The sequence below is a fragment of the Gemmatimonadales bacterium genome (assembly GCA_036265815.1).
Taxonomy (GTDB): domain Bacteria; phylum Gemmatimonadota; class Gemmatimonadetes; order Gemmatimonadales; family GWC2-71-9; genus CAVVWJ01.
The window spans coordinates 38,448-61,792 of record DATAOI010000015.1 but is presented as its reverse complement, the minus strand read 5'-3'; the positions used below and the strand labels follow the sequence as shown (position 1 = coordinate 61,792).

17 protein-coding genes are annotated in these 23,345 nt (G+C 69.7%); 11 read left to right on the top strand and 6 right to left on the bottom strand.

The window, feature by feature from the left end:
* Positions 1-102 precede the first annotated feature (102 nt).
* Positions 103-2,370, bottom strand: coding sequence for a protein kinase (locus tag VHR41_02495; GenBank protein ID HEX3233038.1), 2,268 nt, complete (start codon positions 2,368-2,370; stop codon positions 103-105).
* A gap of 248 nt (positions 2,371-2,618) precedes the next feature.
* Between VHR41_02495 and VHR41_02490 the strand changes: the two genes are divergently transcribed.
* The 9 genes from VHR41_02490 to VHR41_02450 are packed head-to-tail and all read left to right on the top strand — an operon-like array spanning position 2,619 to position 11,576.
* The gene (locus VHR41_02490; GenBank protein HEX3233037.1) at positions 2,619-3,701 is read left to right on the top strand and encodes an ABC transporter substrate-binding protein; all 1,083 of its coding nucleotides are present in this window, start codon (positions 2,619-2,621) and stop codon (positions 3,699-3,701) included.
* On the top strand, positions 3,698-4,933 hold the full coding sequence (locus VHR41_02485) for an STAS domain-containing protein (protein HEX3233036.1): 1,236 nt from the start codon (positions 3,698-3,700) through the stop codon (positions 4,931-4,933). Before VHR41_02490 ends, VHR41_02485 begins: the two co-directional genes overlap by 4 nt.
* 9 nt (positions 4,934-4,942) lie before the next feature.
* A complete protein-coding gene (locus VHR41_02480; GenBank protein ID HEX3233035.1) occupies positions 4,943-5,893 on the top strand; it encodes a hypothetical protein in 951 nt (316 codons plus the stop codon).
* Positions 5,886-6,710, top strand: a complete 825-nt coding sequence (locus tag VHR41_02475) for an ATP-binding cassette domain-containing protein (GenBank protein HEX3233034.1) — start codon at positions 5,886-5,888, stop codon at positions 6,708-6,710. Before VHR41_02480 ends, VHR41_02475 begins: the two co-directional genes overlap by 8 nt.
* 27 nt (positions 6,711-6,737) lie before the next feature.
* Positions 6,738-7,583 (top strand): serine/threonine-protein kinase, encoded by an 846-nt coding sequence (locus VHR41_02470; GenBank protein ID HEX3233033.1) that lies wholly within the window; start codon positions 6,738-6,740, stop codon positions 7,581-7,583.
* Complete coding sequence (locus VHR41_02465) at positions 7,580-8,419, top strand: SDR family NAD(P)-dependent oxidoreductase (GenBank protein ID HEX3233032.1); 840 nt, start codon at positions 7,580-7,582, stop codon at positions 8,417-8,419. The genes VHR41_02470 and VHR41_02465 overlap by 4 nt, the downstream gene beginning before the upstream one ends.
* Positions 8,416-9,357 (top strand): alpha/beta hydrolase, encoded by a 942-nt coding sequence (locus VHR41_02460; GenBank protein ID HEX3233031.1) that lies wholly within the window; start codon positions 8,416-8,418, stop codon positions 9,355-9,357. Before VHR41_02465 ends, VHR41_02460 begins: the two co-directional genes overlap by 4 nt.
* A 58-nt stretch (positions 9,358-9,415) precedes the next feature.
* A complete protein-coding gene (locus VHR41_02455; protein ID HEX3233030.1) occupies positions 9,416-9,928 on the top strand; it encodes a DinB family protein in 513 nt (170 codons plus the stop codon).
* Position 9,929: 1 nt separating this feature from the next.
* Positions 9,930-11,576 carry a VOC family protein gene (locus tag VHR41_02450; protein HEX3233029.1) on the top strand — a complete coding sequence of 549 codons (1,647 nt, stop codon included), beginning with the start codon at positions 9,930-9,932 and terminating at the stop codon, positions 11,574-11,576.
* 13 nt (positions 11,577-11,589) lie between these two features.
* Here VHR41_02450 and VHR41_02445 read toward each other — a convergent pair whose 3' ends face one another.
* Positions 11,590-11,997: a response regulator gene (locus tag VHR41_02445; GenBank protein HEX3233028.1), complete on the bottom strand. Its 408-nt coding sequence runs from the start codon at positions 11,995-11,997 to the stop codon at positions 11,590-11,592.
* Positions 11,998-12,246: 249 nt separating this feature from the next.
* Between VHR41_02445 and VHR41_02440 the strand changes: the two genes are divergently transcribed.
* Both VHR41_02440 and VHR41_02435 read left to right on the top strand, forming a co-directional pair.
* Entirely contained in the window at positions 12,247-17,343 is a 5,097-nt protein-coding gene (locus VHR41_02440; protein ID HEX3233027.1) for a translocation/assembly module TamB domain-containing protein, read from the top strand.
* On the top strand, positions 17,333-19,480 hold the full coding sequence (locus tag VHR41_02435) for a BamA/TamA family outer membrane protein (protein HEX3233026.1): 2,148 nt from the start codon (positions 17,333-17,335) through the stop codon (positions 19,478-19,480). Before VHR41_02440 ends, VHR41_02435 begins: the two co-directional genes overlap by 11 nt.
* A gap of 29 nt (positions 19,481-19,509) precedes the next feature.
* Here the strand turns inward: VHR41_02435 and VHR41_02430 are convergent, their stop codons facing one another.
* From VHR41_02430 to ligD, 4 genes are all read right to left on the bottom strand, one after another.
* On the bottom strand, positions 19,510-20,460 hold the full coding sequence (locus VHR41_02430) for a helix-turn-helix domain-containing GNAT family N-acetyltransferase (GenBank protein HEX3233025.1): 951 nt from the start codon (positions 20,458-20,460) through the stop codon (positions 19,510-19,512).
* A 95-nt stretch (positions 20,461-20,555) separates the two neighbouring features.
* Positions 20,556-21,239, bottom strand: coding sequence for a DNA polymerase ligase N-terminal domain-containing protein (locus tag VHR41_02425; protein ID HEX3233024.1), 684 nt, complete (start codon positions 21,237-21,239; stop codon positions 20,556-20,558).
* On the bottom strand, positions 21,239-22,240 hold the full coding sequence (locus tag VHR41_02420) for an ATP-dependent DNA ligase (protein HEX3233023.1): 1,002 nt from the start codon (positions 22,238-22,240) through the stop codon (positions 21,239-21,241). Before VHR41_02420 ends, VHR41_02425 begins: the two co-directional genes overlap by 1 nt.
* Positions 22,237-23,196, bottom strand: coding sequence for a non-homologous end-joining DNA ligase (gene ligD, locus VHR41_02415; GenBank protein ID HEX3233022.1), 960 nt, complete (start codon positions 23,194-23,196; stop codon positions 22,237-22,239). Before ligD ends, VHR41_02420 begins: the two co-directional genes overlap by 4 nt.
* Positions 23,197-23,345: the final 149 nt, after the last annotated feature.

Here is a 23,345-nt window from a genome sequence, read left to right as displayed (position 1 = left end):
CCTGAGACGGCGCGGGCCCGGCCGTGGCGGGCGCCGGGGGAGGTCCGCCGCACGCGGCGAGAGTCCAGATGCAGGCCAGGAGACGACGATCGAGGGCCGCGATCAGGCGAGCCCCAGCTTCTCCACCAGCGCCGTGTACCGCCGGTCGGATCGCAGCGGATCGGCCCAGGGGGCCACCCGCAGGAACAGCAGGCCAGGCTCTCGGATCTGGAAGGCCCGCTCCAGTTGCTCGAACGCCCGGTCTTTATCGTCCATGGCCGTGAAGAGGAGCGCCGACAGCAACGCCAGTCGGTTCTCGGCGGCCAGCTTGCTCTCCAGCTCCCAGAGGATCCCGCCCGCCTCCTCCAGCCTCCCCGCCGAAGCGCAGGCATACCCCAGCATCAGCTTCTTCATGGTGCGGAGCCCGGGGCGGTCGACCTCTTTGCGGATGTCGGCGATGGCCTCGTCATGGGCGCCTTTGGCTACCAGCGCCCACCAGAGCACCAGCCGGGCGCCGAGGAAATCGGGATCCATCCCCAGGGTCTTCCGCAGCTCCTCGATCGCCTGATCGTAGTGGCGGCTGAAATACACCACCCATCCTACGGCGCGGTTGACCGGCACCGAGAGCGGATCGAGCTGCTGCGCGCGCTTGATCGCCGCGAGGGCCTCCTCGTGCCGGCCCAGCGCCGCCAGGTATTCGGAGTACCACTCGTGGGCCATCACGTAGCTCGACTTGAGCTCCAGCGCGCGCTTGAACTCCTTCTCCGCTCCGACCCAGTCCAGGTCGCCCAGCCACCGCGCGTAGGCCAGCGAGGTGTGCGCCTCGGCGAGGCTGTCATCCATCTCCAAGGCCTTCAACGCCATGGTCTTGGCCTGGGCGAGGTACTCCACCGGCGGCTTGGTGCCGAACCCGATGCTGAGCAGCTCGTACGCGTCGGCCAGACCGGCGTAGGCCAGCCCGAAGCCCGGGTCCTTGGAGATGGCCTCCTGGAAGTGCTCGATCGCCTTCTGCACCTCGGTGCCGGACCACTTGTTGATGTGAAAGCGGCCCAGGAGATAGAGGTTGTAGGCTTCGGCGTCGGCCGTGGCCTTCTTCTCCACCCGCGACTTCTCCTCCGGGGAGAGCGCCAGCGAGAGCGCCCCGGTGATCTGCTGCGCCACCTCGCTCTGCACCTCGAAGATGTCGGTCAGCTGCCGGTCGAAGGTCTCGCCCCAGAGGTGCTTCTCGGTCTTGGGATCGACCAGGTGGACCACGATCCGGGCCCGGGGCCCGGCCCGGCGGACGCTGCCCTCCAGGACCGCCGCCACGCCGAGCTCTTCCGCGATCGCGGCGATCTTCTTGGTGGTCTTCTTGTACTGCATCGAGGAGGTACGGGAGATCACCTTGAGCGCGCTGATCTTGGAGAGCTGGGCGATGATGTCGTCGGTGATCCCGTCGCTGAAGTACTCGTTCTCCGGATCGGTGCTCATGTTCTCGAACGGGAGGACGGCCACCGACTTGGCGGCGGAGACCTCCTGCACCATCGCCTGGGCCGCCCCCACGGCGATGGCCGCCGTCACGGGCGTGGCAAGCGCTTCGGCGAATTGTGCGGCAGAGACGAACCGGTCGGCGGGCAGGCGGGCCAGGGCCTTCTTCACGGCCGCGTCGATGGCCTCGGGCACCAGCTCGCGGAAGGCGCGGGGGGACGGCACCGGATTGGTGAACCGCCGCGCGATCACCGACTCGAGCGTCGCCCCATTGAAGGGAGACTCTCCCACCAGCATCTCGAAGAGCACGCATCCCAGGCTGTAGATGTCGCTCCGGCCGTCGAGATACTCGCTTCCCTCGGTCTGCTCCGGGCTCATGTAGGCGGGAGTGCCGATCACCTGTCGCGGCCCGGTAAACGGCTGGGACACGGCCACACCGACCGCGCGGGCGATGCCGAAATCCGCCACGATGGCGTGTCCCGACTCCAGCATGATGTTCGCCGGCTTGATGTCCCGGTGCACCACGCCGGACTTGTGCGCGTAGCTCAGCGCATCGGCCACTTCGCGGGCGATCTGGAGCGCGTCGCTGACCGGGAGCTGGCGTTCCCGGGCGAGACGCTCCCGCAGCGTCTCGCCCTCGATGTAGGGCATGACGTAGTAGAGGAAGCCCTGGGCCTCGTCGGAGTCGTACAGCGGCAGGATATGAGGGTGGTGGAGACGGGCGGCGATCTGGATCTCGTGCAGAAACCGGGCGGCTCCCACCGCCTCGGTCAGCTCGGAGAGCAGCACCTTCACCGCCACCGAGCGCTGATATTTCAGGTCGTGGGCCAGGTAGACCTTGGCCATGCCGCCCTGCCCCAGTTCCCGCTGGAGCTTGTACCGCGAAGCGAGGGCTGCGCTTACCCGCTCGAACAGATCGGCCACGGACGGACTCTCCCGGAGTCCTGAACTCTTTGGTTGGACCTGCCCCCCTGCGTGCGGCTCGGGCTGACGCATCAATTTACGGCCAAACGCGGACAGCGCCAGATCGCGCTGCAGCCGGTACCCCGGGGCCAGTCTTGCATGCGCTATCGCAACGGGTACTTTGAGGACAATCTCACGGCGCATGCTTCGAGCGCAGAGCCGGGCCGTGCCGGCGCTCCTTCCATCCACCCAGATCGGGAGAATCAATCATGAGCGGCCATCGGGGGATCCCCCTCCTGCCCGTCGCGTCAGCTCGGCTCGCCGGGCTCATGGCCTGTCTGGCGCTGGGTATCGGCTGCAGCGGGAAGCCGGACGCCAAGGCCGGCTCGGCGGACCAGCCCGCGGCCGCGGGCACCAGCGCCCAGGGCGCCAAGCCGCTGATCGCCCTCATCCGCGCCGCCGACTGGATGGGAAGCGAGTGGGGCGAGGACGCGATCAAGGTGGGGCTGCAGGAGTCCGACCTGGAGGCCGGCCGGGACTACGAGCTCAAGGTCTCCAGCGCCCAGGGTGATCTCGCCACCCTCCCGAGCCTCATCGACGCCGCCATCGACGCCAAGGCCAAGGTCATCGTGACCCTGCAGGACGCCACCCTGGAGGCGGCGGTCCAGCGCGCCAAGGCGATTCCGATCGTCTTCGACCTTCTGTCCGATCCGTTCGCCGCCGGGGCCGGCACCAGCGACTCCAACCACCTCCCCAACATCACCGGCGTGTACTCGCCCGGCTTCGGAGACCCGGAGCAGACCAGGCGGGTGGAGCTGATCCAGCACATGGTGCCCAAGCCGCGCCGGATCGGCATCCTGTTCAGCCCCGAGGACAAGCTGTCGGTGGTCTTCAAGGACCGGATGACCAAGGCGGCCAAGCAGGCCGGCCTGCAGGTGAGCGACGCGCCGGTCAGCAACGTCGGTGACGTTGCTCAAGCGACTCAGACGCTCTGTGGCCAGAAGGTCAACGCGATCGAGCTCTACGGGAACGTGGCCCACGCGGGGTTCGCCGGCCTCATCAAGGCGGCCAACGAATGCAAGGTGCCGGTCTTCTCCCCGGCGCCGTTCGAGGTGCTGCAGGGGGCCGTCGCCGCCTTCTTCCCCGACTTCCAGGAGGGTGGGGTCGAGGCCGGCCACATGATCGCGCGGATCCTCAAGGGCGAGAGTCCCGGCGCCATCCCCTTCTACCGGGTGAAGACCACCAAGCTGGCGGTCAATCCGGGCGGTGCCGGCAAGATCGGCGTCACCCTCTCGCCGGATATGGTGAAACAGGCCGATACCGTCGTGGGCGAGGGCGCCAAGAAGAAATGAAGATCGACGCCGTCCGGGACGAGGGCGGGGGCGCCACGGTCCTGCGGCTCGGCGGACGCCTGGACCGGGAGGGGGCCGAGCACCTCTCCAACACGCTGGAGGACCTCCTCCGGGATGGCGTGCGGTCGCTGACCATCGACCTGCAGACCGTCACCTACATCAGCTCCGCCGGCACCAAGGTGCTGGCCCGCTGGCAGCGCGAGCTGGCCGGCCTTCGCGGCGAGGTGCAGCTCACCTCGCTCCCGCCGGCGTTGCAGGAGATGCTGGCGGTCGCCGGGTGGCAGGCGCCCGGTTCCGGCGCCCCCAGGACTGCGGATCTCCGGCTGTCCCATTGGCAGATGCAGTCCGGTTCCGCCCGGAGCGGCCAGTACCAGGTGTCCTCCCGGGTGCCGGAGGGCGCGCTGATCTGTCGCCTGCACGGCCATCCCGATCGGCTGACCAAGGCCGCCTATGGCCCGGACGAGTGCGCCGTCGTGCCCTTCCCGGGCCACGGCTTCGGCCTGGGTTTGGGCGCGATCGGCGGCAGCTACGACGACTGCCACGATCGGATGGGAGAGCTGGTCTCGGTGGCCGGCTGCCTCGCCTACTTCCCCAGCGACGCCCGCATGGCCGATTACCTGGTGGGCGAGGGTCCCACCGCGCCGCGTGCCGTGCTGGCCTCGGGTCTGAGCTGCGAAGGGGAGTTCTCCAAGCTGGTGCGGTTCAGCGCGGAGCCCGAGGCCGGCGCGATTCCCTTGTCCGAGCTGGCGGCGATCTGTCTCGAGGCCACCGGCGGCAAGGTCGCCGGGATGGTCATCGCGGCGGAGACGGCCGGGCTCGCCGGGGCAAGGCTGCGGCGCTCCCCGGCCGGCCCCGCCGGCCCGGGCGTCCGGCTGGAGGTTCCCGCCGTGCGCGAGTGGCTGTCGTTCGCCCCGGAGCGTACCTACGCCATGACGACGACGCTCATCGCCGGAGTGGCGGCGCGGGCACCCAAGGGGGAGCTTGCGGCGCACCTCCGCCCGCTCGGCTTCATGGGACAGCTCTACGGCCACTTTCACGCCGCGGTGTTCTCCTACCAGCCGCTGCCCCAGCGGACGGTGGAGCTTCGGGACCTGTTGCGCGGATTGTTCGAGAACCATCAGCTCCGAGACGTCCTGCATCTCCTGTGGGACGACCGGGGGGAGACCGGAGTGGGCGAGAGCGCGCTGGTGCGCGGTGTCGCCTGGGTGTCGCCCGTCACCCAGATCTCCTGAGAGCGGGTCGTGAACCTCCTGATCGGGGCGGCGACGACCGGTCTCATTCTCGCGCTGCTCGGTCTCGGCGTCTTCCTCAGCTACCGCGTCTACCACACGCTCGACCTCACGGCCGACGGGTCGTTCCTGCTGGGCGCGGCGGTCACCGCCGCGCTGCTGGTCCGGCACGCGCATCCGCTCCTGGCCACCAGCAGCGGCGTCGTGGCCGGAGCCCTCGCCGGTGGAATCACCGGGATCCTGCACACCCGCTTCCGGGTGAGCGCGCTGCTGGCCGGCGTGCTCACCAGTACGGCCCTCTACTCGGTCAGCCTCTTCGTCATGGGCAGCGGCAACGTGTCGCTCGCCTCCACCGACAGTCTGCAGACCGTGGCCGAGCGGCTGGGACAGCGGCTCCTCGGGCTTCCGCCCAGTCTCACGCTGCTGGGCGCCACCGTGAGCGGCGGGAGCGTGGCCGCGCTGGTGCTGATGCTGCTGCTGGTCGCCGGATTGGCCGTGTCCCTGGCGCTCTTCCTGGGCACCGATCTCGGGTTGGCGATGCGCGCCGCGGGCAACAACCCCCAGATGGCCAGGGCCGTGGCGATCGACATCGGTCTGATGATCGTGATCGGTCTGGGACTCTCCAACGGTCTCATCGCGTTGTCGGGGTCGCTCTTCGCCCAATTCGACCTCGGCTCCGCCAACATTCAGATGGGCATCGGGGCACTGGTGACGGGACTGGCGAACCTGATGCTGGGCGAGGCGCTGCTGGGCAGGCGGTCGATCGGGCGCTGCATCGCCGGCGCGGTGGTTGGCGCCGTGGTCTTTCGGCTGCTGGTGGCCGCCGCGGTGCGGGCGGGGCTCAATCCCAACGCGCTCAAGCTGGTGACCGCGCTCTTCGTGCTCGTCGTGCTGGTGCTGCCCCGCCTGATACCGCGGTCCCGCGGGCTTCCCGCGGGCGAGAGCGCTCCCAGCCATGCCTGAGATCGCGCTCCGGCTCGAGGCCGTCTCCCATGTCTTCTACCCGGGCACCGCCAGCGAGGTCCGTGCGCTGGACCAGGTCGACCTGGAGCTGGAGCGGGGCACCTTCACCGTGGTCCTCGGCACCAACGGGTCGGGAAAATCGAGCCTGTTGAACGCGATCGCCGGCAGCCTGGGGTTGGCCGGCGGACGGGTCCAGGTGGGCCGGCACGAGGTGACCCACTGGGCGGAGCACCACCGCGCTCGCCTGGTCAGCCGGGTGTTCCAGAACCCGTTCACCGGGACCGCGTCAGACCTGAGCGTGGCGGAGAATCTGGCGCTCGCCGCCCGGCGCGGTGAGCCGCGGTGGCTCCGGCGGGGTCTGAGCCGGGACCGGCGCGCGGCGATGCGCGACTCGGTGGCGCAGTTGGGCATGGGACTGGAGGATCGTCTCGACACCCCCATCGGGATGTTGTCGGGCGGCCAGCGGCAGGCGCTGACGGTGCTCATGGCCACCATGGTACGGCCGACCCTGCTGCTATTGGACGAGCACACCGCGGCGCTCGACCCGCGGAGCGCTGAGCAGGTGATCAGGCTGACCCAGGGCGCCATCACCGCGGGCGGGCTGACCACGCTGATGGTCACCCACTCCATGCCCCAGGCGGTGCAACTGGGTGACCGGGTGCTCGTCATGCACCGGGGGCGGGTGGTGTACGACCTCGCGGACATCCGCCGCCTGCGGCTGACCGAGGACGATCTGCTCCAGCTCTTCGATCAGCTTCGGTGGGCCGATCGGCTGGACGAGTCGACGGCCGCGATGCTGCGACGGGCGTACGTGTAGCGCTCCCCTCTGGAGGCGGCGGAATCGGTGACCCTAGTCCTGGAGATGTTGACGGAGGCCCTGGGCGATCGCTACACGGTCGAGCGCGAGCTCGGGCGCGGAGGAATGGCCACCGTGTATCTCGCGCGCGACCAGCGCGAGGGACGCCAGGTCGCCATCAAGGCCATGCACCGCGGCCTGGTCAGCGCGCTCGGCACCGAGCGGTTTCACCGCGAGATGGGCATCGCGGCCTCCCTGTCTCATCCGCTCATCCTGCCGCTGTACGATTCGGGCAACGCCGGTGGCGTGCTCTACTACGTCATGCCCTACATCGAGGGCGAGTCCCTCTATCAGCGGTTGGAGCGTGACCGCCGGCTGGCGCTGGATGAGGCGCTCCGGATCACCCGCGACCTGGCCGACGCCCTGGGCTACGCCCACGGTCGTGGCGTCATGCATCGCGACGTGAAGCCGGAGAACGTCCTGCTCGCGGGCGAGCGAGCGGTGATCGCGGACTTCGGGCTGGCCCGGGCCATCGGCGCGGCGGACTATCGCAAGCTGACCGAGACCGGGGTGGTGCTGGGGACGGTCTATTATATGAGCCCGGAGCAGCTCGGCGGCCGGCGTGACCTCGACCAGCGCGCCGATATCTACAGCCTGGGATGCATCCTCTATGAGATGCTGACCGGAGAGCCGCCCTACACCGGATCGCTGGAGCAGGTGGTCAGCCGGATCGTCCGGGCTCCGATTCCGTCGGCTCAGCGCCTGGTCCCGACCGTGCCACCGTCGGTCGATCGGGCCATCGCGCAGGCGATCGCCAAGTCGGCGGCCGACCGGTTCGGAAGCATGGAGGAGTTCGCGGCGGCGCTGGCCGGGGCGCAGGTGGGGTCCCCGTGACTCGCGGCCGCACCTTCCTGGTGACCGGGGCCAATTCCGGCATCGGCCGCGCGCTGGTGGAGGCGCTCGCCCAGGCGGGTGGAGACGTCGTGCTGGCCTCCCGCTCTGAGGAGCGCACCAGGCCGGTGCTCGATGGCATTCGCGCGCGGCACCCGGACGTCGAGGCGCGGTTTCTCTCCATCGATGTCTCGGACCTGAGCTCGGTCCGGCGGGCGGCCGAGACCTACCTGGGGGCGGGCCACCCGCTCGATGTGCTGGTCAACAACGCCGGCGTCGCGGGCACCCGCGCGCTGAGCCGCGACGGGTTCGACCTCACCTATGCCACCAATCACATCGGGCCATTTCTGCTCACCAATCTGCTGCTGCCGCGGCTCCGCGCCTCGACCCAGGGCCGGATCGTGAACGTCTCCAGTCTGGCCCAGATGACCGTGAAGCGGATCGACTGGAGCGTGCTGGAGCGCCGCACCGAGCCCAAGCGCAGCGGCTTTGCCGACTACGCCGTCACCAAGCTGATGAACGTGCTGCATGCCAAGGAGCTGGCGCGCCGGCTGACCGGAACTCCGGTGACGACCTATTCGCTCCATCCGGGTGGTGTGGCCTCGAACATCTGGCGCTCGGTTCCGCAGCCGTTCCAGTGGCTGATCAAGCGCTTCACCCTCTCCAACGAGGAAGGCGCCCGGACCCCATTCTGGTGTGCGACGGCTCCCGAGCTCACCAGCGCCACCGGCCGGTTCTACAACAAGCTTCGCGAGGTCAAGTCCAATCCGCTCGCCGAGGATCCGGCGCTGGCGACGGAGCTGTGGGAGAGGACCGAGGCCGCGGTGGGCGAGAGATGATCATTCTCCAGGCCGCAGCGGCGGCGATTCTGGCCGCATCCTCGGTGCCCCAGGCCGAGTATGTGACCACCGACGATGGAGTCCGGCTCTACTATCACGTGGTCGGATCCGGATCCCCCATCGTGATCGTGCCGGGCGGGCTCTTCCTGGAGCGCGATTTCGCCCGGCTGGGACAGGGCCGCACGTTGGTGTTCTACGACATGCGCGATCGCGGTCGGTCGGACCGGGTCAAGGACTCGACCCGGGTCTCCATTCAGTTCGATGTTCGCGACCTCGAAGCCGTGCGGCAGAAGCTCAAGGCCGAGCGGGTGGCGCTGATCGGCTGGTCGTATCTGGGAATGATGGTCATGCGCTACGCGGCCGAGCATCCGGAGCGGGTGGAGCGGATCATCCAGATCGGCCCGATTCCGAGCGGGCACGGTATGCCGATTCCCGACTCGCTCAAGGCGCATGACTCGGTACCGGTGCCCGATTCCGCCAGCCTGGCGCGCCTGGCCCGGCTGCGCGCCGCCGGACTCGCGGTGCGGAACCCGCGGGACTACTGCGAGCAGGATTACCTGGTGAACCGGGTGCGCCTGGTCGGCGATCCTCGTGTCGCGGAGCGGGTGCCGGACCTCTGCGGGATGCCCAACGAGTGGCCCGCCGCGCTCGACCGCCACTTTCCGCTGCTGTTCCGCTCGATCGCCCGGGATCCGGGCCCCAGTTGGGGCAGCTTCGCCCAACTATCGGTCCCGGTGCTCACCATTCACGGCACTCGGGACCGCAATGCGCCCTATGGTGGCGGCCGGGAGTGGGCGGCTCGTCTACCCAACGGGCGCTTGCTCACAATTCGCGGCGCAGGACATATGGTGTGGCTCGACGCGCCTCGGATTGTGCTCCCGGCCTTGGATAAATTTCTGCGTGGAGCATGGCCGCGGGATGCGGCGCGTCCTCCCTGATCTCGAGGCGTCCTTCGTCCCGGCTCGACCTTACCTCTGAATCGTCAGGAGCATGATCATGGCTACGATCGGTGAACTGTTACAGGAGCTGAACCAGGAAGCGCCCGCGACCCGGCGGGTGCTCGAGCGGGTGCCGGAAGACCAGCTCGACTGGAGGCCCCACGAAAAGTCGATGACGCTCGGCCAACTCGCGCTGCATGTGGCCGGCATTCCGGGAAGGATCGCCGAGATCTCGAGCCGTCCCACGTTCGACGTCCGGACCCAGATCCCCCGGCCCAGCCCGGCAAGCGTAAGGGAGCTCCTCGCCGAGCTCGACCAGAGCGTCGAGAAGGCGAGGACCATTCTCGGCGGGATGAACGACGCGGCGTTGATGACGCCGTGGGCCATGGTGGACGGGACGCGAGAGGTCATGGCGATGCCTCGGGGTGCGGTGCTCCGGACGGTCCTCTTCAATCACTGGTACCACCACCGCGGCCAGCTCACGGTCTATCTGCGGCAGGTGGGGGCGCTCCTCCCCGCGGTCTATGGCGCAAGCGCCGACGAGAACCCAATGGCCATGCAGACGGCCTGAGGTGACCGGCGTCCTCGGACTCCACCACGTCACTGCCATTGCCAGTGACCCGCAGCGCAACCTGGACTTCTACGCCGGGCTGCTCGGGCTTCGCCTGGTCAAGCGGACGGTCAACTTCGACGATCCCGAGACCTACCACTTCTACTTCGGCGACGAGGTCGGCACTCCCGGCAGTATCCTGACCTTCTTCCCCTGGCCCGGTGCCAGGGGTGGGCGGCAGGGACCCGGTCAGGTCGCGGTCACCGCGTTCGCCATTCTGCCGAGCGCGCTCGGCTTCTGGGTCGAGCGGCTGGTACGCCACGGCATCAGCTATCAGGGGCCGCTCAAGCGCGGGGCATCCCGTGAGGATGTGGAGCAGGTCGTCGCCTTCAAGGACCACGACGGCTTGATGCTCGAGATCGTTGCCCATCCCGCGGCCGAGGCGCGGCCGGCGTGGGCAGACGCCCCCGGCATCTCACGCGACCAGGCGATCCACGGCTTCCACAGTGTCACGCTCTGGGTCGAGCAGGGGGAGCCGACGGAGAAGGTCCTGGCCGAGACGCTGGGCTTCCGGCCGGTGCGGGAAGAGGGCTCGATCCGGCGATACGCCGCCGGCGACGGGGGACCCGGCAGGCTGGTGGATGTCCGAGCTACCGGCGGTTTTGTGCGGGGTGTTCTCGGTGCCGGCACGGTGCACCACGTGGCGTGGAGCGTGGCGGACGATGCGGCGCAGCTCGGGGTGCGGGACCGGATCCTCCAGGCTGGACTGGACCCGACACCGGTCATCGACCGGCAGTACTTCCACTCGGTCTACTTCCACGAGCCGGGTGGGGTTCTCTTCGAGCTGGCGACGAACCCTCCTGGCTTCACCATCGACGAGCCGGTGGAGCAGTTGGGCCAGCGGCTGATGCTGCCGGCACGCTACGAGCCCCGGCGGGCGGAGATCGAGGCGGTCCTGCCGCCGATCCATCTGGCAGTGCCGGCGGCGGACGTCGCGTTCTTCGCTGAGATCACCGGACCGGAGGACGTGAGCGGGGACGCGCTGGGATTCATCCACCGCTACATCCCACCGACGGCGGGCGCGGAGCTGGTGGGGAGCACCACGCTCCTCCTGCTCCACGGCACCGGCGGTGACGAGGAGGACCTGCTCCCGCTCGGCCGGGCCATCCTCCCGGGGGCCGGGATGCTGAGTCCGCGCGGCAAGGTGCTCGAGGGCGGGGCTCCCCGGTTCTTTCGCCGGCTGCGGGAGGGGGTTTTCGACCAGGAAGATCTGGCCCGGCGGACCGAGGAGCTGGCGGCGTTCGTCCAGGCGGCCGCGAAGACCTATGATCTCGATCCGGCCGGCATGGTGGCGGTGGGGTTCTCCAACGGGGCCAACATCGCTGCGAGCATCCTGCTGCGGCGCCCGGGGCTGCTCCGGCGCGCCGTGCTCCTGAGTCCCATGGTCCCGTTCGAGCCCGCCACCCTGCCAGGTCTGACCGGAACCGCGGTGTTCATCGGAGCCGGGCGCGGCGACCGGATCGCCCCGGCGGCCCAGGCGGAGCGCCTGGCGGAGCTGTTCCGCCAAGGAGGAGCGAGAGTGACGCTCCACTGGGAGCCCGGCGGGCACGGGGTGACCGAGCCCGAGTTGCGAGCGGCACGGGAGTGGATCGCGGGCGCGGCCGGCTGACGCCGCCTCGGTCTCAGCCCGAGCGCTCGCGCAGCTCCTGCACTCTCGCCGCAAGCTGTTCCGGCACCAGCGGCTTCCGCAGATAGGGAAGCTCCGGCAGGACGCCCACCAGTCTGTCGAGCTCCATCCGCGAGCACTCCGACATCAGCAGCACATGGGGGCGGGAAGGCGCCGCGAGAAGGCGCTGCGCCAGCTCGGTGCCGCTCATGCCCGGCGTCGTCAGCTCCGCCAGTACCAGCCAGATCTCATGGGGGTGCTGCTGGAGGATCCGGAGCGCGGACGCGCCGTCCCCCGCCTCCCGGACATCGAAACCTGCCAGCCGCACGGTTCGGCAGGCAGTGGCGCGGGCTCCCGAGTCGTCGTCTACGATCAGCACGGTCCTGCTGTGGGGCCGGCGCGCCACAGTGAGGCGGGATCTCATGATCACCGGGAATACTCCTCCAGCGCGCAGGGGAGGCGGCGGGGGCCAAGCCAGCCCGCCTAATTGGCGAACAGACGATCAGTTAGGTCCAACCCGCCGAATCGGCGGTCATGCGAGCGTGATGGCGAACGGGGTCATCGGGCCGGCTTCGAGCGCCCGATCGTGGCAATTGCCAAGCCGCGCCGGGCCGACCAGCGGCGGTGTGATGCCGGACATAGTCCCAAGCGGCCGCGGCCCGCAGACTTGCTGATGCTCCTCTCCGAGCAGGACGTCCCTCAGACCTCTCCTCCTCGATCCCGGATCTGGCTCCGCCGCGCCGGCATGACTGTCGTGGTGCTGGTCGGCATTGTCGCCGGCGCCGTCGCGCTGCTCCAACTGCCGCCGGTGGCCACCCTTGTCATCCGCAAGCTCCTCAGCCTTGCCCCGCTCAATCCAGGTAATCGGCTGGAGGTCGGCCGGGTGTCCGGCAACTTCCTCGCGGGACTGACGCTGGACGACGTGCGGCTGCACCAGTCGGGCCTGGAGCTGGCCCACATCCGCCGGCTCCGGGTGACCTATCATCTGGCGCGCCTCCGCCCGCCGGCGACCCGTCTCGACTCGCTGGAGGCGGACGGTGCGGAGATCGCGGCACACCGGCGGGGCCAGAGTTGGGACCTGGTCTCGGTGCTGCGCAAGTCGTCCGATACCACCGGGGGCGGAAGCATCGCGGTGGGCCACGTCCGGTTCGGCGGCGCCAGGTTGACCGCCGAGCTGTCGCCCGACTCGGTCGTGCGGGCGCGAAACCTCGACCTCGTCGCCCACGATCTGGTGCTGGGCCGGACAACGCTTGTGGCGATCGACTCGCTCGGCCTCCAGCTCCAGCCGCCCACCAGCGATCGCTGGTACGCGATGGCCACCCGGGGCGCGGTCACGGCGGAGGAGTTCCGGTTCGATCCGCTTCGGATTCACACCGAGCTGAGCAACCTGTCGGGGCACGCCGTCGTGCCTCGAAGCTTCGATGACGCCAGGCTGGTAGACCGGCTCGATGTCCGCCTGATCGGGCGCCCGCTCGACCTGGCGGACCTGACGCCGCTCGCGCCGTCGGTCCCGCCGAATGGCCAGCTCCAGCTCGATGCGGCCGCGCGCGGCAAAGGCGACCTGGTGACCGCGCACCTTGCGGCAACGCTGGACGCGGCGACGCTCGCGTTCGACGGCGAGGCCCGGATCGTTCGGGGCAGCGCCGCGTCGTATCGGGCCCATGGCCGGATCGAGAAGCTCGATCCGGCGCGGCTCAACCGGTCGGCGCCGGGAGGGAGCGTCAACGCGGAGCTGGATGCGGATCTCGACGGACCTCCCGCTCGAGCCAACGGCAGCGCCCGCGTCCGGGTCGGGCGCTCGCGCATCGGCGCCACTCTCGTGCGCCGGCTCGATCTCCACGCACTGATCACCCGGGGCGCCGCGGATCTCACGTTCCTGGCCGCACTGGACACCGGTATCGTGAGCGCCACCGGCCGGACCCGGCCCTTCGACTCCATCCCGACCTACCGCCTCTCCGGGACGGCCATGCGGATGCCGGGAACCACGCCCGTGGCCCGCGGCCTCGCGGGGCAGGACGGCAACCCGGTGCTTCTGGTGGGGTTTCGCATCGCCGGGCAGGGAAAGCGACCCGACTCGGCTCGGGTCGAGGGACGGGTGGAGCTGACTGCCGTCCGGGACAGCGGCGAACGGATTCAACTGGGGCACGCGACCCTTCGCCTGGCCGGAGGCCAACTCCAGCTCCGGCCCGAGCTGCTCGCCGGCGGAGGCAGCATCACGGCCGTGGGCCAGGTGAGCCTCGGCGACACCATGAGCTACGCGCTCCGACAGGGCAGGATCGAGCGGGTCGACCTCGGCAAGCTCTCCGGGGATACCGTGAGCGCTCCGCTTTCGGGCCGGTTCAGCCTCGCGGGCCGCGGCACCGCGCCGGCCGCCGCGAAGGTGGACGCACGCCTCCAGTTCGACGAAGTGCGCTACGGCGAGCGGCGGCTCGACAGTTTGGAGGCCGTCGCCCGGCTTGACCGCGGCCGCCTGCGGGTTCAGGGCAATGCGCTGCTCCAGGGTGGCCGCCTCACGCTGGACGCGCGGGGCCGGCCCTTCGACTCAACCGCTTCCTACGTGCTTCGACGCGCCAGCCTCGAGCGGGCCGACCTTGGCACCTTTCTCGGCCGGCCCGATCTCGCGGGGCCGGTGACGCTCCACCTCACCGGGCAAGGCAGTTGGCGGCAGGACCATCGCTCGGTCCAGGCGAAGCTGACGGTGGACCCGTCCCGGCTCGGCCAGGTGGAGGTGTCCGGCGGCAAGGCCGACGTCCAGCTTGCCGGCCAGCGCCTGAGCTACGATGCCGCGCTCAGCACCAGCGGTGGAGCGCTCTCCCTGGCGGGCGATGGATCCCCCAGCGCCACCGTGCCTGCCTATCGGGTCCGCCAAGGCCGGCTCACCGGGGTCGATCTGGGCAAGCTGCTCGGGCGCGAGGGTCTTCGCACCGATCTCAACGCCAGCTTCACCGTCGAGCTGACCGGCCGGTCGGCGGACAGTCTGCAGGCCGCGCTCGACGCGGTGCTGCTGCCGTCGAGGGTGAACCAGGCGGAGCTCAGCAGGGGGTCGCTGACGGCGCGGCTGCAGGGGCGGAGCGTGGATGCGAAGGTCCAGGCACAGGGCGAGGACGCCGCCCTCGACGCCGCCCTGTCCAGCACGGCGGCCGCGGGCCGGACATCCATGCGGGCGGACGGCACGCTACGACTGGAGCATCTGGCGCATTGGACGGGACGAAGCGGCGCCGACGGCCGCATCGAGTCGCGTTTCGCGCTCCGGGCCGAAGCCGATAGCGGCGGGCTCAGCACGGTGGGCGGCACCGTGGACGCGGGAGGCGGAGTCGGGGGAGTTCGGGTCCCCACCTTCCACCTGGCCATGAGCCCGGCCGAAGGTCAGCTCCGGCTCGACACCCTGCTGCTTCGCTCCAACGCGGGCGTGCTCGACGCCGGCGGTCGCCTGGCCCTCCGGCCCGGCGCCGACGAAGGCACGCTCACGCTGCTCGGCAGGCTCGGCGATCTGGCACCGGTGGCCGCTCTGGCGGGCGTCGACACCGTCGACTTCGACTCCGCGTTGGTGCGTCTGACCGTGACCGGTCCCGCGCGGCGCTGGAGGCTCGCGGGAGGGGCCGACGCGCACGGCCTGTCCTACGCGGGAAATCTGGCCGACCACCTGACGCTGACGGCGGCAGCCACGCTCGACAGCAGCCGCATGAGTGGGATCAGCGGCGGGCTCAAGGTGACGGACGCCGTCTACGGCCCGGTCGAGGTGCGCACGCTGACCGCCTCCGGCCGGTACGACTCGACCTTGGCGCTCGACGCGGCGGTGAACGTGGGCGACAGCCTGCGGGTGGCCACCAGGCTCCGGGGACGGGTCTCCGGCGACACGGTGCGTGCGGCGCTCCAGCAGCTCACGTTGGAGGAGGGCGGCCGGACCTGGGCGCTCGAGCGGCCGGCGAGCCTGGTGCTGGGGCCGCACGTCGAGCTCAGAGGCTTGGCTCTCCGCGCGGGCCAGCGGAGCATCACGATCGACGGGCTCTTCGACCGGCACGACTCCAGCGACGTGACCCTGCGCATCGCGGGACTCGACCTGGAGAGCCTGCACGCGGCTGGCCTGGTGCCCACCGACGGACAGGTCGACGGACATCTCCATCTGGCCGGACGCGCGGCGACGCCGCGCCTCGACGGCAGCGTCGGACTGGCGATCGTCACCAAAGCCGGCCGCAGGGTCGGCGTGCTCGGCACCGATCTCGATTGGCAGGGCGATCGGCTCAAGCTTCGCGCGGCAGCCACGCCCGCCCGGGGCGGCGCGCTCACGGTCACCGGCACGCTGCCGTACCGGTTGACCCTGGCACCACGCGATACGGCCAGCAGCGTAGGGTTCGTGCGCAGCGAGGCCGACACGGTGGCACTGGCGGTGCGGGCCGACAGCTTCGATCTCGGCCTGTTTCAGCCGCTGCTTCCGCCCGACGCGGCGACCGGTCTCGAAGGGCTGTTGCGAGTCGATGCACGCATAGGCGGCTCGATTCACGCCCCCGCTGCCACCGGCACCGTGCGGCTCCGCGGCGCGGCCCTGGAGCTCCCCACCATCAAAGTCGCCTATGAGAAAGGCGAGATGACCGGTCGGCTCCAGGGCGATACCCTCGCGATCGACCGGCTTCAGCTCCTCACCGGTAAGAAGCAGACGCTGACCGCTACCGGCGCGGTTCGGCTTCGGCCACTCAGCGAGCCGGGGCTCGCGCTCGGCGCGAGGCTGAGCCATTTCCGCCTGGTCAACTCGGATCAGCTGCAGACCGCGGCGTCGGGAGATATCCGGCTCGAGGGGACGCTGCTCCATCCGCTGGTCAGCGGCAGCCTGAAGCTGGACCGCACCGACTTCTTCGTGGGCACCGAAGGCGCCAAGGTCAAAGTGGAGCAAGTGGACCTGACCCGCGACGAGCTGCGCCAGCTCGCCCGCGATTTCGGCCCGTCGGTGCTGCGCGAGGCGAAGAAGGCGCCCGGCCTGATGGACCGGGTCAAGCTCGACCTGGCCATCCGGATGCCGAGGCGGGTGTGGATTCGGCGGCCCACCAGCCCCAAGACCGACATCGAGCTGCAGGGACAGCTTCGGGTGACCCAGCAGCCGGGTCAGGACATGCAGTTCTTCGGGCACGTGGAGCCGGTGCCGGGGCGGGGCACGCTGGAGCTCAACGGGCGCCAGTTCCGGCTGACCGACGGGGACATCAACCTGGCCGGTCCGGTGGACTCGACCAAGCTGGACGTGAACGCCTCGTACCAGGTCCCCACCCAGAGCGGCGGCGACAACGAGGGCGTGCTCATCAACGTGAACGCCAAGGGGCGCCTGGACAGCCTGGGGCTCACCTTTACATCCGACCCGTCGCTGAACCAGGACGACATCCTCTCCTACATCGTCACCGGCCGGCCCGCCTCCGACAATCCGCTGTTCGAAGGCCAGGCCGGTGGCGGGGGAGCCGGCGGCGCGGGCCAGCAGGTCGCGATGAGCACGCTCACCGGCGCGATCGCCAACACCGCCGGCCAGGGGCTTGGATTCGATGTGTTCCAGATCCGGCAGGAGGCCACCCGCGGCCTCACCCTGACGGCCGGGCGCTACCTCGGATCACGCCTCTTCCTCGACCTGGAGCTGCCGCTCCAGTTCGGCAGCCGCACCCAGCAGGGGGCGGGCTCGAACCTGGGACCCGGCTTCGAGGTGGAATACACGCTGCACCGCTGGCTTCGCGCCAACCTCCAGGGCGGCAGCCTCTCGCCCGGACTGCTCTTCAAGGCGCGGCATGCCTACTGACCGCCTGGCCGCGGGCCTCCTCCTGCCGCTCCTGCTCGCCGGCGCAGCCCCGCTCCGCGCGCAGGACGCCCTCAACCGGGTCGGGCCCAATACCCAGATCCACTCGGTCCAGTTCCAGGTGGTGGGCAAGGAGGCGCTGGACGAGGGAGCGTTGCGGCAGAAGATCGCGCTCAGCGGGCGGGGCGGCCTCGCCGGTCTCCGGCGCGCCCTCGGGTTCATTCCGTTCGTGCCCAAGGTGGGGTCGCATCCGTTCGACCCCGTCGAGCTGGAGCGCGACGTCGTTCGGCTGCGGAATTTTTATCGTCGCTCTGGCTTCCCCAAGGCGGGCGTGGAGTACCGGGTCCGCTACCGGGCCAAGCCCGACGAGGTGGACGTCACCTATCGCGTCGTCGAGGGCCCGCCGCTCCTGATCGACACCGTGGCGTTCGCCGGCGAGGGGGGATCGCTCGATCTGCCGGGGGACCTCGTCCCCAGTTGGAACCGGTTCGTTCACCGCCGGCAGACGCGGGCCGACCGCTACGGCGAGAACGAGCAGAAGGCCCTCGCCGACAGCACGGTGCGCTGGTTTCGGGCACACGGCTATCCGTTTGCCGGCGCCAGGGTCACGGCCCTGGTCGACAGCGCGGCCAACCGCGCGGCAGTAACGGTCCAGGTGCGGCCCGAGCAGCGGGCCAGGATCCGGCGGATCGCGGTGACCGGCAACGAGACCATCCCGACGCGCGAGATCGTGCGTCAGCTCCCCATCGGCACCAACCGCTGGTACGATGCCCGGGCTCTCGAACAGGGGCGCCAGAAGCTCACCCAGATGGACATCATGCGCCTGGCGTCGGTGGACGTCCCCCGCGATTCCGCCAACGACTCGAGCGTGGTGGTCATGCTCCACATCGCCCAAAACCCGGAGCACGCCATCAAGGGGCAGGCCGGGTTCATCTCGTCGGGCGGGCTCACGGGGCAGACCGAGTGGACTGATCGGAGCTGGCTTGGGGGACTCCGTACCTTCACCGTGGCCGCCACGGCGCAGAGCGGCGTCGCGGCGCTGGAGAACCCCGCCCAGCTGCTGTACCGCCTCAACCTCACCGCCTTCGAGCCCTATGTCGGCGATCGGCGCCTTTCGCTCGCCGGCGGACCCTTCGTCGAGTACCGGGACGACCTCCGGGATCGAAGCTGGGCCACCGGAGTCGAGGCCTCTCTGGTGTGGGCGCCGGCGCCACTCCAGTCGGTGACGCTGGGGTACTCGATCTCGCACCGGCATGTCTACGACTACGGATTCGGCAACGATCTCGCCCCGGAGCAGTTCCTTCCGCTGCTCGGTCTGGCCGACTCCAGCGCGGGCATCCTCGAGGCTACCCGGAACCGGAGCACCATCAGCCTGGAAGGGAGCTACGGGCGGCTCGACCGGATCGCCAACCCGCGGAAGGGCTACGTCATCCGGCCGCGGCTCGAAGTCACCACGCCGGGGTTCAACACCAGCGAGTACTTTCTCATGGACCTGGGCGCCACGGCGTTCGTGGGGCTCACCAGGCGGGTGGGGCTCACCCTGCGCGCGGGCGCCGGACGGGTCTTCCCGTACGGGAAGAGCACGGCGTCCCTGGGGAACGAGTCCCCATTCGTGTCGCTGCTGCGCCTGCGCGACGTGAGCTTCACCGCCGGCGGCACCCGAGACGTTCGCGGCTGGGGCACCCTGCTGGTGGGCCCCAAGTTGCCCCAGGTCGAGCTGCAGAGCAGTGGCGATTCCACCGTGACCATCGCCGACCGCTACACTCCCGTCGGCGGCCTCGCCCGGCTGCTCGGGAGCGTGGAGCTGCACTTTCCCATGCCGCTCCTGGGCGACCCCTTCCAGCCGTACATCTTCTATGATGCTGGCCGGGTCTGGATCCCGGACCATCGGTTCGCCTTGAATGCCGGGGTGCTCGATGAGGACAAGGTCTATCAGTCGGTGGGCATCGGCATCGGCTACACGACGGTGGTCGGCGCGATCCAGGTGGCACTGGGGTACAAGCTGAACCCGTCTCCGCTCGACCTCCGCTCGCCGCAGGACGTGCTGGACGCGCTCCGGAACGGGACGTCGATCGACGCGGCCCCCACCTCATCCTCCCGCCGCTTCCACCTGCACTTCTCGATCGGGTCCAGCTTCTGATCCTGGATCCGCGGCATCTCGCCACGGGTTCAGCGGGTGAGATCGACCTCCCAGGTCTGCCCCACCAGCTCGACCCCATAAGTCCGATGCGTCTGCTCATGGACCAGGTGGAAGCCGGCCCGCTCATAAATCCGGCGGGCCGCGTGCAGCACGCTGTTGGTCCAGAGCGTGATCTTCTGGTAGCCGACCTGCCGGGCGAAACGGATGCATTCGTCCACCAGCCGGGTTCCCAGCCCCAGCCCGCGCGCGGCGGGCTCCACCAGCAGCAGGCGGAGCTTCGCCACTCGCTCCGGGTCGTCGGGGTGCTTGACCAGGAACACGCAGCCGAGGAACTCGCCGTCGCGTTCGGCGATCCAGCAATGCTCGCGCTCAGGGTCGAAATGTTCGATGAAGTCGCCCACGACCTTCGCGGCCAGCCCCTCCAGGTGTTCGTCCCATCCGTGCTCCTCGGCGTAGAGCACGCCGTGTCGGTACACGATCCATCCCATGTCGCCGGGCTGGTGCGAGCGCAGGAGATACGGCTGGGCGGGGGTAGTCGGCTGGTCGGAGGGTCCGGCCAGCGCGAGCTGGATGCGCTCCATGGCGCTCACCAGATCGCGCTGGGTGCCGGTGGGCAGACGATCGAGCATGCTGGCCACCTCCTCTTCCGCCCGCGCGTTGAGCGCGGCGAAGATTTCGCGCCCCTTCTTCGTCAGCTTCAGGACGCGCTCTCGACGGTCACCGTCGGCGGCCTTGGTCGAGATCAGGCCTCGTTTGATGAATCCCCGGAGCAGCCGGCTCAAGTATCCCGGATCCAGTCCCAGGCTCTTGGCGATGGAGGCGGCTCTGGGCTCCTTCCGGTGGGCCAGCTCGTAGAGCACCCGCCCCTCGGTGAGCGAGAGCTGGCTATGCAGCAGGTTCAGGACCCCGATCTGCTTGGTATAGAACCGGTTGAATCGGCGGACGGCGGCGACGCGTCGCTGGGAGAGAAGGTGCGCCATCGGCTCCTCGCGGCGATGGGGGCGTCGTTCAGCACGGACTGATAGTTGCCAAAGTCAACTATTGGACCGGCCCTGTCAAGCCGCGGGCCCTGCCCCTAGCGCGAGGAGTGCCAGACCCGGCTCCGACCCGACGCGATCTCCTCCATCGTCCGTCCCGTGGCCACCGACGTGTCGTACTCGCTGGTGACCTCGGAGTCTGGAGCGGCCTCTTCGTCGCGGTGTTTGATCAGCAGCCATTGCGCCCGCTCGGGCGAGCCCCGGCGGGTCCGCGCCAGAACCCAGGAGCCTCTGAGTCGCTTTCCCTGGAGCACGAACTTGAAGTCGCCCTTCTGGTACCCCTGGCGGAGCGCCGCCAGCGGATCGGAGGCGTCGCCGGCGTAGCGGTAGGTGCCGCGGTCCCACAGCATCACGGTCCCGCCGCCGTATTCGCCCTGGGGAATCGTGCCTTCGAATTTGTTGTATTCGACGGGGTGATCCTCCACCTGCATCGCCAGGCGCTTGACCGCGGGGTCGAGGCTCGGACCCTTGGGTACCGCCCAGCTCTTCATCACCCCGTCGAGCTCCAGCCGAAGATCGTAATGCAGCCGGCTGGCCGCGTGCTTCTGGATGACGAACGCCAGCTTGGGGCCGCTGGCGCGGGGGCCGCCGCGCGGCTCCCTGGTGAGGGTGAAGTCCCGCTTGCGCCGGTACTCGGCCAGCGTGGCCGCGGTGGCGGCAGGCTTCGCAGGAGCCTTGGCCCGTCGCTTGGCGGCCGTCTTCTTTTTCGCCTTCTTCGGCATCAGCGCAACTGCTCCATGGTGCATTGCTCCGGCGCCTTGTCCGGCCGCCAGCGCAGGAACCTGGTTCCATGGCGGAATCGTCCGCCGGAGACATGGTCGTACGCGACCTCCACCACCAGCTTTGTCGCCAGCGGCACCCACTCGGCCGAGCGCTCCGTGCTCCATCGGCTGGGGCCGCCCGGTGCCCTGCCGGTGAAGCCCGGCGACCGCTTCAGCGGCTCCAGCTTTTCGCGGAGCTTCGCCCGCTCGTCGGCCTTGAAGCTCGAGGTGAAGCCCACGTGGTTGAGCAGTCCCTCGTCGTCGTACAGTCCCAGCAGCAGCGAGCCGATGCCTCCGCCCTTGGACGCATAGCGAAACCCGCCGACGACGCAGTCCGCCGTCCGCTGGCGCTTCACCTTCCGCATGCCGTCCCGCTCGCCGGAGCGGTACGGCAGGTCGAGCCGCTTGGCCACCACTCCGTCCAGGTCGCCGTGGCCACCTGCCCGTAGCCAGCGTTGTGCCGTCGGGCGCTGCCGCGTTGCCTGAGAGAGAACGACCGAGCCTTCGGGTGGAAAGTACTTATGGGCAAACGCCTCCAGGCGCGGCCGCCGCTCGGCCAATGGCAGATCCACCAGCGAGCGCCCTCGCTCGTCCGCCAGGAGGTCGAAGACCACGAGCCGCGCCGGATGGGCCTCGACCAGCGTGCGCACCCGGCTTTCGGCCGGGTGGACCCGCAGCAGCAGCTCGTCGAACGAGAGCCGGCCATCCACCGGGATCACGATCTCGCCATCCAGCACGAAGCGCTGGGCGCCGAGGGCCAGGAGCGCATCGACCACATCGGGGAAATAGCGCCCCAGCGGCTTGCCGGCCTTCGATTGAATGCGGACGGTGGCTCCGTCCCGAAAGGCCAGGCAGCGGAAGCCGTCCCACTTGGGCTCGTACAGCCAGTCGGCACCGTCGGGTAGCGCTTCGGCCGACTCGGCCTCCATCGGCGGAAAGGGATACGGCAGCGGGAGGCTCATAGCAGCTTCTCCAGCGAGATCCGTCCCTGCCCCCGCCCGCGGCTCGCCCGAAGCGGGGCCCACAGATCTCCCAGCTTGCGGACCCGCGCCGGCACGTTGTCCATCCGGAAGTCCGCGGTGGCTACGCCGGCCTCCACTTCATCCCAGGTGAGTGGCGTGGAGACGGTGGCCTGCTCGACCGGGCGGACCGAGTACACCGACGCGAGCGTGCGGCCCCAGGCGTTCTGATTGTAGTCCACCAGCACCCGCCCTCGCGGGCGGTCGGCGATGCGGTATTCGGCGGTGATGAGATCGGGATGGCGCGCGTCCAGCTCCTTGGCGAGCCGTTTGGCGAAGGTCCAGACCTGTTTCTGCAGCGGCCCGCGCACGATCGGCACGTAGAGATGCAGGCCCTTCGATCCGCTGGTCTTGACCAGTGGCTCCATCTTCAGCGAGCGGAGGGCGTCGCGCACCACCAGCGCGGTCTCCCGCACCTGGTCGAAGCTGGCTCCCTCGCCCGGATCGAGATCGAAGTGGAGGTAGTCGGGCCGATCGACGTCATCGCAGCGGGCATACCACTGGTTGAGGTCGATGCACCCGAGATTCACCAGCCATAGCAGGGAGGCGAGATCCTGGACCATGGGGAAGGCGATGACGTTCCCCGACCCATGGACGATCTCGCAGGTCTCGATCCACTCCGGCCGGGGCGACGGCGTTCGCTTCATGAAGAAGCACTTCCCGTGGATCCCGTTGGGATAGCGCTTCATGACCATCGCGCGGTCTCGCAGGTGGGGCAGCAGGACCGGGGCCATATCCGCGTAGTACTGCAGGAGGGCCCGTTTGGTCAGGCGCAGCTCGGGCCAGAAGACCTTTTCCAGGTTGGTGAGCTGAACGTTTCGCCGGCCGAGCCGGAGCACGGTGCTCTCGGGTCCGAGGGGGATCCGGACGCGAGCGGCGGCCGGCCGGGTCGCGGTCATCGGTCCGGCGTTCCTGTCTGCGTCGGCTGGCGGTCCGGTTGTTCAGGCTCCGCCGGTGCCTTGGTGTCGGATTCCTCCGGGTCCGGAGCCTCCGGCGCAGCACTGGGTTGAGGCGGCCGCTGGTCCGGGCGGAACAGTGGTTTTCCGGT

Bases quoted from the DNA above. Each gene is read 5' to 3' on its own strand.
- VHR41_02490 (HEX3233037.1), top strand. From the start codon at position 2,619: ATGAGCGGCCATCGGGGGATCCCCCTCCTGCCCGTCGCGTCAGCTCGG.
- VHR41_02485 (HEX3233036.1), top strand. From the start codon at position 3,698: ATGAAGATCGACGCCGTCCGGGACGAGGGCGGGGGCGCCACGGTCCTG.
- VHR41_02475 (HEX3233034.1), top strand. From the start codon at position 5,886: ATGCCTGAGATCGCGCTCCGGCTCGAGGCCGTCTCCCATGTCTTCTAC.
- VHR41_02460 (HEX3233031.1), top strand. From the start codon at position 8,416: ATGATCATTCTCCAGGCCGCAGCGGCGGCGATTCTGGCCGCATCCTCG.
- VHR41_02455 (HEX3233030.1), top strand. From the start codon at position 9,416: ATGGCTACGATCGGTGAACTGTTACAGGAGCTGAACCAGGAAGCGCCC.
- VHR41_02445 (HEX3233028.1), bottom strand. From the start codon at position 11,997: ATGAGATCCCGCCTCACTGTGGCGCGCCGGCCCCACAGCAGGACCGTG.
- VHR41_02440 (HEX3233027.1), top strand. From the start codon at position 12,247: ATGCTCCTCTCCGAGCAGGACGTCCCTCAGACCTCTCCTCCTCGATCC.
- VHR41_02435 (HEX3233026.1), top strand. From the start codon at position 17,333: ATGCCTACTGACCGCCTGGCCGCGGGCCTCCTCCTGCCGCTCCTGCTC.
- VHR41_02430 (HEX3233025.1), bottom strand. From the start codon at position 20,460: ATGGCGCACCTTCTCTCCCAGCGACGCGTCGCCGCCGTCCGCCGATTC.
- VHR41_02425 (HEX3233024.1), bottom strand. From the start codon at position 21,239: ATGCCGAAGAAGGCGAAAAAGAAGACGGCCGCCAAGCGACGGGCCAAG.
- VHR41_02420 (HEX3233023.1), bottom strand. From the start codon at position 22,240: ATGAGCCTCCCGCTGCCGTATCCCTTTCCGCCGATGGAGGCCGAGTCG.
- ligD (HEX3233022.1), bottom strand. From the start codon at position 23,196: ATGACCGCGACCCGGCCGGCCGCCGCTCGCGTCCGGATCCCCCTCGGA.